We start from the raw sequence: 14,835 nt of genomic DNA on the forward strand, positions 1-14,835 counted from the left end.
ACTGAAGCTAGTTTTAATAAACTTCAGTTACTATTTTATAATAAATAATTTTCTAACTCTCCCCCATCTTTCTTCTTAATGCTCCAAAATTAAATTTTTTTTACGATATTCTCTTGGAGAAACTTTATAAATTTTTTTAAAAGCTGACGAAAATTTACTAGCGTTATTGTATCCTGCTTCCATAGCAATAGATTGGATACTTTTATCTGTAGTAGCTAACTTAGTAGATGCAAGATTTAAATAATATTCTCTAAAATAATTTGCCGGTGTGGAACCATAAATTAGATAGAACAATTTGTAAAAAATAGTAGTATTTAATCCAGTAGATTTAATTAATTCTTTTAATTTTACTACTTCATCTGACTTAAGAGCTTTATTAACATTCTTTTTCATCATATCTATATAAGCACCAGAAAAATAATCAAAATCAGTTTCTATTTCAACTTCATTTAGTTTTAGAAAGTATAGAAGTTCAACTATTTTTAACCATATGTAATGTGGTGTTTCAAGTCTAGATTCAATATATAAAAGCGTAAAAATATCTTCAATTTTACCAGATACTCTTCTTGTATACCAAGGTTTATTGGGAGAAATACATTTATTGAAATTAAACAAGTCTACTCCAATGTAGCTAAGCATCTCGCGATTAAATTTATTCATCTTATCCTCATGAAAAATAATACTCAAGCCTCTATATCTTCCTCCCGGAAAAGCACTGGAAATCAAATGATATTTACTGCTGTTTATGGCAAATTCACCCGCTTCAATAAAAGAATACTTGTGTTTAAAAAAATCCGCCTCCATTCGTCCATTTAAACAATGATCAATTCTAAGAGTCCAATCTTCATCTCCATACCCATTCTTAGTTTTATATTCCAATTCTTCAATTTCCAAATCATAGATTTCTAAAAAAACCCCATCACTTATTTTATATTTATTAAAAATAAATTTTTGATCCATTTTTTCACCTATTTAATTCACAAATTTATATAATTCACAATAAATTATTGATTATCATTATCAAATATAGTCTATTATATCCCATTCTCAATAAATGTGTCAATTTTTCTATTGATAAAATCTTGACTGTCAAAACATATATTCCAAATTTTTAGGATTTTATGTAATAATAGATATTTTATAAAAAATAAGGCAATCAAACTTGACTCATTGTACAAAATCTAAATTAAGATAACTTGGAAATCAAAATATTTTATAAACGATTTGAGAAAATTTCTAAAGCTTATGATGAAGAAAACACTTCAAAAAATTACTGAACTTGAAGAGGCTATTACAAAATTACAATCTGACTAACTTAATATAGAATCATTTCTTAAACTTGTAAAAAATATACAAATATTAAGAACTTTCGCCGGAAATCATTAAAACATTTGTAGGCAAGATTTATGCAGAACAATCAGAAAAAGTCCCAAATACAATATTATACTAATCACTGACTATGTCTTGACAAAATTGTATGATAGAATCATGGATAATTTAACTAAATAAATAGTTGAAAGCATCACTCATAGGGATTGGCTGAATATAAAAATTTAATTATTTGTTGATATAAAAAACAAGCAATTTGGTTCTATTAACACCTTATGGGAAAATTTGATATTTAAAAATCGGCACAAAGGTTAATACCTTCATGCCGATTTAATGTCAAGAATATAAATCCCTAATTAAGAATCCCCCTAATTAAAATTATTTTTATATTTCTGAGCAAAAATTAAATACATAATTACAGGAGAAATCACCATTATAATAATTGATAAAATTTCAATTCTTTCATATATAATTAAATTTCCATTTATTTAAATCTAACTAAATCTAAAATTTTATTTTAACTTAACCGCTGTTCCAATTACATTTACTAAAAGCATATTACCTTGTCCAAATGCCTCAACATTCATCTTTACTCCAACTATTGCATCTGCACCAATCTTGGCAGCTCTATTAGTCATTTCCGCAATGGCATCTTCTCTACTTGAAACTAATTCTTCTTCATAGCCGGCGCTTCTACCGCCTACTAAATTTCTTATCCCTGCACCAAAATCTTTTACAAAATTTATCCCGTTTACAGTTTCACCGAAAACAATTCCTAAATATTCTGCTATTTCCTTGCCTTCAATTTTATCAGTTGTTGTAATTATCATATCATACCTCAATTTTCAGTAGCTTTTAGTTGTAAATAGCTGTTTATAAACTCATCCAAATCTCCATCCATTACACGATTTACATCTCCAACTTCTGTGTTTGTTCTGTGGTCTTTTACCAGTGTGTAAGGTTGGAATACGTAGGACCTTATTTGAGAACCCCATGCAATTTGAGAATAGTTCCCTTGCAAATCGTCAATTTTTTCTTTTTGTTCTTCTTCAGCAAGAGCAATCAACTTTGCTTTTAACATATTCATTGCAGTTTCTCTATTTTGTATCTGACTTCTTTCATTTTGACATTGAACCACTATTCCTGTTGGAATGTGTGTAATTCTAACAGCTGAATCTGTGGTGTTTACGTGTTGTCCACCTGCTCCGGAAGACCTGTAAGTGTCAACTTTCAAATCTTCAGCTCTGATTTCTACTTCAACAGTTCCGTCTATTTGTGGATATACGTCAACTGATGAGAAAGATGTATGTCTTCTCTTATTTGAGTCAAAAGGAGAAATTCTAACTAATCTGTGAACTCCTTTTTCCCCCTTCATATATCCATATCCATTGTCTCCAGAAATTAAAAGTGTTGCAGATTTTATTCCGGCCTCATCTTCTTTTTGAATATCCAATATCTCTACTTTAAAGTTCTTACTCTCTGCATATCTTGTATACATCCTAAGAAGCATGCTGGCCCAATCCTGAGCCTCTGTTCCACCTGCTCCTGCGTGTATTGTAAGAATGCAGTCATTTGCATCATATTCTCCATTTAACAATGTCTCTAATTTGAACTCATCAGCAAATTTTTCTATGTCTTCTAATTCTTTTTTAAATTCGTCATAGAAAGTGAAATCTTCTTCCAATTCCATCAATTCAATTAAATCATTTGCTTCTTCAATCTTCTTAGAGAGCTTGTCATATTTATCAACTTTCCCTTGATGATGATTTAATTCTTTTATCACCTTTTGAGCTGACTCACTATTATCCCAAAAATTAGACTCTAACTGTTTATCATTTAATTCTTTTACCTTTTCTCTTAGACCGGCCAGGTCAAAGAGATTCACCAAGACTTTCTACTAAGGATTTCGCTTCATTTAAGCGCTCCTTGTCTAAATAAATATTTTGTTCCAAATTATTCCCCCTTTGTCGGTTTTGCAAATATCATCTTGCCGGCAGAAGTTTGTAGCGCCGATGTAACAATTACTTCGACATCCTCACCTACACGATCTTTACCATCTTCTACTACAATCATAGTTCCATCATCTAAATATCCAAGTCCTTGTCCATGTTCTTTACCATGTTTTACAATTTGTATCTTCATAATTTCACCAGGTAAATACACAGGTTTTACTGAATTCGCAAGTTCATTAATATTTAGAACCGGTACATTTTGTACCGCCGCAACTTTATTTAGATTGTAGTCATTTGTTACAATTTTCCCCTTTAAATCTTTTGTAATTTGAATTAACTTAGAGTCAACTTCTTTTATATTATCATAGTCTTCATTATATATGACAATATCCAGATTAGAATTATCTTGAAGTTCTTTTAAAATATCTAAGCCTCTTCTACCTCTATTTCTCTTCAATGCATCTGAAGAATCCGCAATATGTTGTAACTCTTCAAGCACATATTTAGATACGACTAACTGTCCTTCTAAAAATCCTGCTTCGCAAACATTTTTAATACGTCCATCAATTATTACGCTTGTGTCGAGTATTTTTGCTCCGGCCATAACTTTCTTTTTGTCTTTATCTTTTTCTCTACTTGTTGCTTTAGGTAAACTAACTTCTCTAAGCCTATAAATTAATTCATCCTTATACTTTAAAGATAGGTTAATTCCAAGATAGCCTAAAATTCCATAGAGTATTAAAGAAAGCGCCGTTCCTATCACTGGAATTCTATTAATTGGTTGTGATAGAAGAAATGCTATAAAAAGGCCGAGTATAAGGCCTAAACTACCGGTTAAATTTTCCGACAGAGTCCTTTTTTTGAGTTCTGTTTCAACTCCCTTTAAATTTACTTCTATATACCTAAAAATCTTTGGAGATAAAATAAAAAATATGAGTGCGAAAATACCAATTATCACAACTGTTGCTATGTTAATTATGGTTGTATTAAAGCCTCGTGCAAAATCCATAGATTTTAAAAATATCACGAGCGCTACTCCAAGACCTGCTCCTATAATAGTAAATAAGAACCTAAATATCGTAGTTACTATTTTTTTATTTCTGCTTATACCATTCACCCCTTATCTTAAAATGGCATCATCTACAATTTTTACAATTTTTTCATAATCTTCTTCATAAACTAATACCATTTCAGATATTATAATTTGTTTAGCACTATTAAGTAATTTTCTTTCACCTGTTGATAAGTTTTTGGAAGTATCAGATCTTTCTAGGGCTCTTACTACTCTAGCTATTTCTTCAATATCTCCAGATTTAATTCTGTCCATGTTGAATCTATATCTTCTGCTCCAGTTTTTAGGCATTTCAACCTTTTCTTCACTTCCTAATACCTCAAACACCTTGTCCATATCTTCTCTTGTAAGAATATCTCTTACGCCAACTTCATCTGCATTTTCTACCGGTACCATTACTTCCATATCTTTTACAGGCAGCTTTAATATGTAATATTTTCTTTTTTCACTGAGAATTTCTCGCTCCTCAATTCCAACTATTACACCTGCTCCATGCATAGGATACACTATCTTGTCTCCAACATTATACATCACAATACCTCCTGGACATATATAGTATATCAAAGCAAGTAAATAAAGTAAATGTTTGATGATATCATAAATTTCAGACATATGCAATATATAACTTGAAAATTTATAAAATTTTTTAGTTGTAATTACTTATACTGCTGTATCATATAATACCATTAAATATGTAATTATAATCTTAAAATAAATCAAATTTAAATAAATTTAATCTAATCTTTTACTAACCTTTATAATTAAAGACTATTTTTTATCTCAAAGTAAATAATCCCTCAAACTAATAGCTCAAGGGATTTTATTTTTAAACTTTTTGTATTTTTATTTTTGACATATGAGAGTTAATATCTACTTCTTCTCCGTCAACGGAATCATTCTTAGTCACTTCAACTGCAAGAGTCTCAGACTTAATAAAGTCTGCTCCGGATTCAATTGCTTTTACAACTTCTTCATCGGAAGTATATTCAATCTTTATATTATCTAAGATGTTTAAATCTAAGTTCTTTCTCATTTGTTGAATTTTTGAAATGAATTCTCTGATATATCCTTCATTAATCAATTCTTCATTAAGTTCTGTGTCAAGGATTACAAATAGATTGTTTTCCATTGTAACGTCAAAACCTTCTTTTGATTTGATGTTTATCAAGATATATTCTTCTTTAATTTCAGTCTTTTCACCATTTAATTCTATTTCTTTTGGTCCATTAGAAAGTTCTGAAACAAATTCTTTAGGGTCTACAGAATTCAAATATTTTGAGAACTCTTTTATCTTGCTTCCAAGGATTGAACCTGCAACTTTAAAGTTAGGTTTTAATTCATAGTTCATAAATTGAGAAAGGTCTTCTTCAAAGTGAACTTCTTTTACATTAAGCTCTTCTTTTATAAGCTCATCTAACTCAGCAATTATTTCCCTGTATTTACCGTCGATGATTACTTTTGAAATTGGTTGACGAACTTTTATCTTAGCATTTTCTCTTGAAGCACGTCCTAATGCCACCAAGTTTCTAACTAAATCCATCTTTTCTTCTATCTTTTCATCTATAAATTCTTCGTTTACTTCAGGATATAGTTCTAGGTGAACTGACTCTCCATCAGTAAGACTTCTGTAAAGTTCTTCAGAAGTGAAAGGAACAAATGGTGCTATTAACTTAGCTATTCCAAGCATAACTTCATAAGTTGTTGCATAAACGGACTTCTTATCATCATCAATTTCAGTTGCCCAGAATCTTCTTCTGTTTCTTCTGATATACCAGTTAGACAAATCTTCTATTACAAATTCTTGAATATTTCTAACAACTTTTGTAACTTCAAATTTATCCATATCTTCTCTTACAGTCTTTACAAGATTGTTGTATTTTGACAATAACCACTTGTCTATTTCATCTCTCTTTTCATATGCAATATCAAATTCTCTAGGATTTATACCGTCTGTGTTTGCATATAAACTGAAGAAGTTATAGATATTTCTGATTGACCTGAAAAATTTAGAGTCAACTTCTCTAAGTCCATCTTCGTCAAATTTTGTAGGAGTCCATGGTGGAGATACATACATCAAGTACCATCTAACTACATCTGCTCCGTATCTGTCGAATAAATCAAATGGTTCAACAGTATTTCCCTTTGATTTAGACATCTTCTTACCAAATTTATCTAAAATTAAATCATTTACAAGTACATTCTTATATGGGCTCTCGCCTGTCATATAAGTTGAAATTGCAAGAAGTGAGTAGAACCAACCTCTTGTTTGGTCTATACCTTCACAGATGAAATCTGCCGGGAACAATTCATCGAAATCATCTTTGTGTTCAAATGGATAGTGCCATTGTGCAAAAGGCATTGCTCCTGAGTCAAACCAAACATCGCCTACTTCAGGTATTCTTGACATAGTATGACCACACTTATCACATTTGATATGAACGTCATCTACGTATGGTCTGTGAAGTTCTATTGATTCATCAATATCTTCAATTGCTCTTTCTGCAAGCTCTTTTCTTGATCCTACTGAAGTTGTATGCCCACATTCTTCACATCTCCAAATAGGAAGTGGAGTTCCCCAATATCTCGAACGAGAAATTGCCCAATCGTTTAGATTTTCTAACCAATTACCAAATCTCTTTTCCCCTACATAGTCCGGAAACCAATTTACACCATTATTATTTTCTACAAGTTTTTCTTTAAACTTAGTAACTTCGATATACCAAGATGGGTGAGCATAGTAGATTAATGGAGTGTGACATCTCCAACAATGAGGATAGTTGTGGTCAAATTTATGTTTCTTAAACAATAAATCATTTTCTCTCAAGTATTGGATAACTTCTTTGTCAGCATCCATTACAAACATACCCTTCCAAGGTGTTTCAGTAAATCTACCCGACTCATCAACCGGATTGAAAACCGGTAATCCATATCTCCTTCCTGTTTGATAGTCGTCTTCCCCAAACGCCGGAGCAGTGTGTACAACTCCTGTACCATCTTCTGTAGTTACATAATCTGCTGTCGTAACATAGAAAGCCTTTTGGTCAGTTTGTATAAATTTTAATAACTGTTCATATTCAATGCCTTCAAGGTCGCTGCCTTTCATTGTTTCAAGAATCTCATATTCGTGTTCAAATACAGAATCCGCTAATTCTTTAGCAACTATATAAACGTCATCGTGAATTTTTGCTCTGATATATTCAACTTTAGGGTTTACAGTAAGTGTTACGTTTGAAGGAAGTGTCCAAGGAGTTGTTGTCCATGCCAAGAAATACTCATTGTCTTTTCCTTTGACCTTAAATTTAGCTGTAACTGTTTCAGTTTTAATTTCTTCATAGCCTTGTGCAACTTCGTGAGATGCAAGCCCTGTTCCACAACGCGGGCAATATGGAAGAATCTTGTGTCCTTCATAGATTAGTCCATCTTTAAACATTTTATTATAAATGCTCCAAACAGATTCTATAAAGTTATTGTCTAGCGTTACATATGGATCATCTAAATCTATTAGATATGCCATTCTTCTAGTCAATTTTCTCCATTCAGACTCATATTCCCATACTGATTGTCTACACATTTCGTTAAACTGTGCAACACCATATTTTTCTATGTCTTGTTTGTTGTGAAGTCCTAATTTCTTTTCTACTTCAATTTCTACCGGCAACCCGTGAGTATCCCAACCTGCTTTACGCTTTACCTTGTAACCGCTCATTGTCTTATACCTACAAGTTAAATCCTTTAAAGTCCTTGCAATTACATGGTGAATACCCGGCTTACCATTTGCTGTTGGCGGTCCTTCATAAAAAATGTATGACTGATTACCTTCCCTTGTTTCAACAGATCTTTTCAACAGATCAATATCATCCCAGTAATTTGATATTTCAGATTCTCTATCTTTTACCGGAGATTTTGAAAGCGGTTTAAAATTTTCCATAACTTTTCCTCCTTAATTTATATAATAAAAAAGACCCAACTAAGGGACGACTTACGCCGCGGTACCACCCTTATTATAGGTCCTATCACTTGATTGTCTTTAAGGCAGACTTACCAATTTGCTCCAAGTTGATCTTATAAACTCAAGTTACATTCTCACACCGACCGAATGCTCTCTTAAAACTCTCTATTTATAACTGTCTCTTCATTGCTTATTTTCTCCAAAACATTCAAGTGTCTTGGATTTTAAAATTTTTATTACTGAATTTTGTACTTCTTCAAGAGCTACGTGAAACCTGCAACCGTCAAAATCTGAAGAATTAACTCCCATATATGAACAATATGGATCCTCTGCATTCATGCATCTGTTAACAACTATAGGTCCGTCTATAGCAACCATTATATCATAAAGAGAAACTTCCTCTTTTGGCTTATTTAGCATATATCCGCCTGTAACTCCTCTTTTTGCTGTAGTTATCCCCGCTAAATTCAACTTTCTAAGTATTCTAAGAGTAAATCTTTCCGGTATAACTCTATCATGTGCAATTTTTGGAGCTCCTACTACTTCTCCTTCATGTTGGGCTAAGTAACCGCATATCCTGAATGCATAATCTGTTTCTTTTGTGATTCTCATGGCTTTTCGTCCTTTCTAAATGCACTACTCTACCAAAGTCATTCTCTAAAATGTAACTATGCATTTCAATTTTATATTTTATATTAATATCACCTCAGTTGTCAATTGCCTTGTAGTCTTCGTATTTTAACTATGCTTGCTTCCTCATCTAAAATTACATCTTCATAAGTTAAAGCTTTGCCGGCCTCAACATCTCTTGCAAGTTTAGTTTTCTCTGTGATAATTCCTATAGGCAGAAGATTCTCCCGTCTTTGAATTTCCGCTTTTTCCAAAGCTCCATAAACTGAACTTCCGCCTATCCCCTCAAGTTTTTCTCCCTTTTTCAAATCTTTCTTTGCAATTGCAATAGTTTCTGCTACAGAACCCTTATAAGGTGCTATTGTAGAATCTTTTAAAACAACTGCTCTTATTATTGAAATTGGAGTTTCCAAACTTGTCAGATGATATGGTCTGTATATGGCAAAATTCGGCCTCTTGCCAACACTCAAATACTCCATTTCATTATCTATTATTTCAGAATTGGCCTTTGCAATGGCAAAAACTCCGGGAGCTATCCCCATAGAAAAATCAACCGTTCCATAGGAATTTAATTTCGAACCTCTTGATTCTAAATCTATATCTTGTGCTATTGTCTTAGGGGTTGTAGAAAAAGAATGACAGCCTCTAATATCCGGAACGAACCCTGTTGCATTGCAAACTGCATTTAACTCTGTCATTGTGTTTGTGCCATCTACAAAAGAAGTCAACATTCTCGGATTTAACCCTCTCTTAATTGCTTCTTCTCTTAATTGTTCAGGAGTGGCACTTCTATCTAACTTATTATTCTTTCCCTTCCCAAGAACTAAAACTTCAAAACCCATTGTATTTAAAAATTCATAGAGTTCAATTATTGCTCCCGGTTCATCTCCGGCCGAACCGGAATAAACAACCCCTGCTTCATCTGCCAATGATTTTAAATATGGACCAACTGTCGCATCCATTTCAACATTTAAACTAACAATATGTGTGTTAGATTCGATTGCTCTTAATGCAACTTCACAACCGGCATTAGTATCCCCTGTGCAATCTACGACTACATCAGGCAGCTCTGCCGCAATCATGTTGTCAGTTGTGGCAATTGACTTTCCATTTTTTATAGCTTCTCTTGCCACTTCAATATCTTCAGTTACCAAAAATTCTTCTTCAGTAAACCCTGCTGATATAAAAGTATCTTTCACTTTTTCAATCCTTCTTGAGGACAAAATAAGAGGTGTGAAATTTTGTAGTCCTCTTAATTGAGTTAAAAGGGAACTCCCCATTATTCCACAACCAATTATTCCAACCGATATATTCCCGTATTCTTTTAATCTATTCTGTAAGTAGAACATTCTACCTCCTAAAGATTTCTGCTCATCATCACAGCAGAAGATACTGCCCATTGTATGTTGTATCCTCCGCAAATTCCATCTATATCAAGAGCCTCACCTATTATATAAAGCCCTTTTACCACCTTAGACTCAAAAGTCTTCTCATCAACCTGTGATAGTTCCACCCCTCCTATAGTAACTTGAGAGTTATCAAATCCCTTAGTCCCTGAGATATCTATTCTGTGATTTAAAATTTCTTCAACCATTTTCTCAAAAGCTTTCTCGTCAATATTACTCATTGGAATATCTTGATACAAATTTAATTTTTTACAGATATATCCAACTAATTTCTTGTCTATTATTCCCATAAGCCATCTTTTTAGTGAATAATGGCTCAACATATAATACATGTTATAAAGCTCATCTTTGACTTTTTCATCAGAATAATTTACTAGAGAAAATTTAATATATTTATTTCCGCTTTTAATATTAACTGCCTTAGATAAATTTAAGATAGGTGGGCCACTTAATCCATAATCAGTGAACAACACTTCTCCCTCTTCCTCTTGTACTAGTTCATCATCTATATATAGTCTTGGCTTAGAGTATACTTTTACACCACTTATTGATTTTAAATCCTTTGAATCAGAAGTAATTTGAGTTAGTGCAGGATAAAGGTTAGTTACTTTATGCCCCAAACTCTTCAAAATTGCAAAACTCTTGCCATCACTCCCAAGCTTAGGAGAAGAACAGCCTCCAGTTGCAAATACCACTCTATCAGCCACAAACTTCTCTTCATTGGTATAAACTGTAAATTTATTATTCTCTTTTTCCACCTTCAAAACCGGCGAAGACGTAATAACTTCAACACCCAGCTCTTCGAGTTCCTCTAAAAGTTGAGTCACAACAGTTTGAGCTTTTAAAGTTTGAGGATAGACTCTATTCCCTTCACAAGTCGTAAAAATCGCAACAGATTTCAAATAATCTATAAAATTTTCATTTGTAAATCCATTTATAGCTTCTGTCACAAATTTTGAATTATAATTTTTATAAGATACATCTAAATTAGTCAAATTACATCTTCCATTTCCAGTTGTCAGCATTTTTTTTAAGATTCTATCTTTCTTTTCTAAAACGGTCACTTGATGTCCTACCCTCTTAGATTCAATTGCTGCAAAGATGCCGGAGACTCCTCCACCAATTATTATAATTTTCATTTGATTGCCCTTCCTTTGTATATTATATTTAATCTTTACTCTCATTTCAATTTATCTTTACAATATGCTCTCTAAGACTAAGATACATTTTAGAAACAAAAACTAAATTATAACCTAAATATTTATTTAACTTCGTTTATTGACTCTCCGTTCATATAAGATTGTAAATTCCCAACTATTATGTCAAGCAACCTCTTTCTCGTATCTAAAGATGCCCAAGCTATATGCGGTGTAATCAATAAATTCTGTGCTCCACGTAGAGCATTGTTCTCTAACATTGGCTCAACTGCAACAGTATCTATCCCTGCAGCATATATTTTTCCAGAATCTAAAGCCTCCCTAAAATCAGCTTCATCTATCAACCCGCCTCTTGCAGTATTTAATAAAATAACTCCATTTTTCATTTTAGAAATAGTGTCTTTATTTATAATTTTCTCAGTTTTTTCATTTAATGGGCAGTGCAATGCTATTACATCCGACTTTTCCAATAACTCATCAAACGAAACATACTCTCCTATTTCTCTGCCCTCATCAGTTGGTCCGGATCCACTTGTGATTACGTTCATTCCCAAACTTTTTGCAATACGGCCAGTGTTTTTGCCTATGTTTCCAAACCCGACTATACCCATCGTCTTTCCATATAGCTCAATCACAGGATGCTTCCAATAGCAAAAATCATCCGCCTTAATCCATTCTCCTGCCATTACTGACTCAGTATGCCTATATGTGTTGTGACAAATTTCAAGCAACAGTCCAATTGTAAATTGACTGACTGCATAAGTCGAATAATCAGGACAATTTCTAACAGATATATGTCTCTTTTTAGCCTCTACAATATCGATGTTATTATATCCGGTAGAACAAAGTCCTATATATTTTAAATTGTTGCATTTCTCAATGATATTTTTTGAAATTGGAACTTTGTTCACTATTATAGCTTCAGCATCTCCAATTTTTTCTATAATTTCACTTTCATTTTTAACATCAGTATCTCTATATAAAATTACATCTCCTAAACTTTCCAATTCATCAAAACTTAAATCTCCGGGATTTAATGTCTTATAATCTAAAAAAACTATTTTCATAATTTACCTCTACTATTTCAAATAACTGTATATTTATCTCAAGTAAATACTATATAATAGATTTAAATAGCATTTACTGTTGTACAAACTAATTATATTTATTATACATAATTAAAAAATAAATAGTATCGTCTTACAAAAACTACTTCGTAAATTTTTACATTGTTAAATGCTAAATTTAAAATTCAGGTGATTATTATGAAAAAATTATTTTCTATATTATTACTACTATTTGCAATCGCTCCAAGTATAGTCTTTGCTGATTCAATAGACTCTATTGAAGTAAATGCAAATATACTTGATGACGGTTCTCTACAAATAACACAAGTTTGGAAAGCAACAGCTGATAGCGGAACAGAATTTTATATTCCCATGCAAAACTTAAACCACATGGAACTAACTGACTTTAAAGTTTCAGATGAAAATGGTCCTTATACAGAAGTTCCTTGGGATGTAGAGGCTTCTTTTGAAGAAAAGGCGAACAAATACGGAATTAATAAAACAGTCGACGGCATTGAATTGTGCTTTGGTAAAACTGCATTAGAACCAAAGACCTACACAATAAACTACACTTTGAAAAATGCCATGATAGGTTACACAGATTTAGACGGATTTAATATTAGATTTATAAACCATGATATGGATCCGGCCCCTGATAATGTAAAAGTAACTATTCAAAAAAATGGTGTTGATTTAAACGAGAGTAACACAAAGATTTGGGCATTCGGATACATTGGAAATATCTTATTTGAAGATGGCAAAATCGTTGCTAAAAATACAGAACCTTTTTCAAATAATCAAAATTTAACTATTCTAATGTCTTTGAATAAGGGAATAATAAATCCTTCTTACACCCTAAATGATAGTTTTGAAACTTTAAAATCAGTTGCATTTGAAAATTCAAGCTATGAAAATGACTATAATGATTTAAATGGTATTTCAGGAGATGCTATTTCGCAAAGTTCTAAAGATTTTTCAGGCCCGGTTACCTTAATAATTTTCTTTATTATTTTAATGCCTATCTTCATATTCTTTTCGATTCTAGTATCTACTTCAAAAAAGCGTACTATAGCGAAGAATATAAATGAGGTCGATGAAGACCAGCCCGAATATTACCGTGAAGTACCTTTCAACGGCAATCTGACGGCCTTACTTTATTTAAGACAAAAAGAAATCAATATATTAAATGCTATAATCTCAGCTCAAATTCTAAAGTGGGTAAAATCCGGAAATTTATCATTTGAATGTACAAAAAACTCAGATATCCCAAAAGCAAAGTTAAAGTCAAAAGATAATGTCTTAAAGATAAATAGTGTTCCTAATACAAAAAATGGATTTGAAACCAATTTATTTGAATTTATTTTAAAAGCTAAGGGCGATGATGATATTCTAACTCCAAAAGAGTTCAAAAGATTTTTATTGAAGTCTAAGAACTTTCCATATAAATTTTTAAAATCTATAAAAGAAGAGGGAAGAAATTATTTAATAGACAATGGATATCTTGAAGAAAGGACTTCTAATAAATATTATCTAACAGAAAAGGGTCTTATTGAAACTTCTCTCCTATGTGCCTTTGAAAGATTTTTATACGATTTAGAAGATGAAATCGAAAAAGAACCAATAGAAATTTCAAAATTCGATGATTTATTAATTATGGGAGTGTTGTTAGGTTCAGCCGAAGAAGTAATCGATGCATTCAAATATTTTTATCCTGAAGATAAATATGCCAATCACACCCCTTTATACGTTGGTTCTAACAGTCTATATCCACACTACTTATATCTAACTTCTTTCTCTAAAAATTCATATCAAGCTTATGGCTTAAGTTCAAGTTCGAGTTCAGCCTCCTTTGGTGGAGGCGGTGGATTCTCCGGAGGCGGAACCGGTGGCGGTGGTAGATAGATATGACTGTGAAATAGTGTATAAAAAATTTTAATTTGTTTAGAAAGAAAATTACGCTTTCTTGTAAATAGTTTGTAAAAAATACGAAAATTTTTGAAAACTCCTAGGAGTTTTGTTTGCTATACTTATTTTTAGTGGTTTTTGGTTTATTTTAGCTGCTATGTGTTGATTTTTACATAAAAAGAGAGACTCATATTAATGAATCTCCCCAATATTTGACATAGAGCCAGCAAAATAAGCGTGGTTTCCCACGCCTGTTTTGTTTAGTTTATTATCTCTTTTCTAATTGTAACTTCTTGTTTTGCTTCGTCCCATTTGATGTCTTGTCCGTCTTTTAAGCCCAATGCTCTTGCTACGTTTGCTATCGGCAG

11 protein-coding genes and 1 other annotated feature are annotated in these 14,835 nt (G+C 32.1%); of the genes, 1 reads left to right on the forward strand and 10 read right to left on the reverse strand.

What is annotated here, in order from left to right:
- Positions 1-75: 75 nt before the first annotated feature.
- The 10 genes from SOR77_RS05450 to SOR77_RS05495 all read right to left on the reverse strand — a co-directional run bounded on the left by SOR77_RS05450 (position 76) and on the right by SOR77_RS05495 (position 12,562).
- Entirely contained in the window at positions 76-960 is an 885-nt protein-coding gene (locus tag SOR77_RS05450) for a helix-turn-helix domain-containing protein (protein WP_004823539.1), read from the reverse strand.
- 881 nt (positions 961-1,841) lie between these two features.
- A complete protein-coding gene (locus SOR77_RS05455) occupies positions 1,842-2,159 on the reverse strand; it encodes a YbjQ family protein (protein WP_320636158.1) in 318 nt (105 codons plus the stop codon).
- Between the two features lie 8 nt (positions 2,160-2,167).
- A protein-coding gene (gene prfB, locus SOR77_RS05460) for a peptide chain release factor 2 (protein WP_320636159.1) occupies positions 2,168-3,281 on the reverse strand; the annotation gives its coding sequence in 2 pieces (ribosomal slippage) (positions 2,168-3,202 and positions 3,204-3,281; 1,113 coding nt in all).
- A gap of 1 nt (position 3,282) precedes the next feature.
- Positions 3,283-4,398, reverse strand: coding sequence for a PIN/TRAM domain-containing protein (locus SOR77_RS05465; protein ID WP_320636160.1), 1,116 nt, complete (start codon positions 4,396-4,398; stop codon positions 3,283-3,285).
- Positions 4,399-4,401: 3 nt separating this feature from the next.
- Positions 4,402-4,884: a CarD family transcriptional regulator gene (locus SOR77_RS05470; protein WP_320636167.1), complete on the reverse strand. Its 483-nt coding sequence runs from the start codon at positions 4,882-4,884 to the stop codon at positions 4,402-4,404.
- Between the two features lie 295 nt (positions 4,885-5,179).
- Positions 5,180-8,281, reverse strand: coding sequence for an isoleucine--tRNA ligase (gene ileS, locus SOR77_RS05475; RefSeq protein WP_320636161.1), 3,102 nt, complete (start codon positions 8,279-8,281; stop codon positions 5,180-5,182).
- Between the two features lie 39 nt (positions 8,282-8,320).
- Positions 8,321-8,498 (reverse strand) — a binding site (T-box leader).
- Positions 8,486-8,914: an RrF2 family transcriptional regulator gene (locus SOR77_RS05480; protein WP_004820880.1), complete on the reverse strand. Its 429-nt coding sequence runs from the start codon at positions 8,912-8,914 to the stop codon at positions 8,486-8,488. (Overlaps the previous feature by 13 nt.)
- A gap of 101 nt (positions 8,915-9,015) precedes the next feature.
- Positions 9,016-10,281 carry an NAD(P)-dependent oxidoreductase gene (locus SOR77_RS05485; protein WP_320636162.1) on the reverse strand — a complete coding sequence of 422 codons (1,266 nt, stop codon included), beginning with the start codon at positions 10,279-10,281 and terminating at the stop codon, positions 9,016-9,018.
- A gap of 8 nt (positions 10,282-10,289) precedes the next feature.
- On the reverse strand, positions 10,290-11,522 hold the full coding sequence (locus tag SOR77_RS05490) for an NAD(P)/FAD-dependent oxidoreductase (RefSeq protein ID WP_414153387.1): 1,233 nt from the start codon (positions 11,520-11,522) through the stop codon (positions 10,290-10,292).
- A gap of 77 nt (positions 11,523-11,599) precedes the next feature.
- Entirely contained in the window at positions 11,600-12,562 is a 963-nt protein-coding gene (locus SOR77_RS05495; RefSeq protein WP_320636164.1) for a D-2-hydroxyacid dehydrogenase, read from the reverse strand.
- Between the two features lie 198 nt (positions 12,563-12,760).
- On the opposite strand from SOR77_RS05495, the gene SOR77_RS05500 reads away from it, so the two are divergent.
- Entirely contained in the window at positions 12,761-14,464 is a 1,704-nt protein-coding gene (locus tag SOR77_RS05500; RefSeq protein WP_320636165.1) for a DUF2207 domain-containing protein, read from the forward strand.
- The last annotated feature ends 371 nt before the right edge of the window (positions 14,465-14,835 follow it).

This window comes from Peptoniphilus sp. (assembly GCF_034090345.1).
In the GTDB taxonomy this organism is placed as follows: domain Bacteria; phylum Bacillota; class Clostridia; order Tissierellales; family Peptoniphilaceae; genus Peptoniphilus.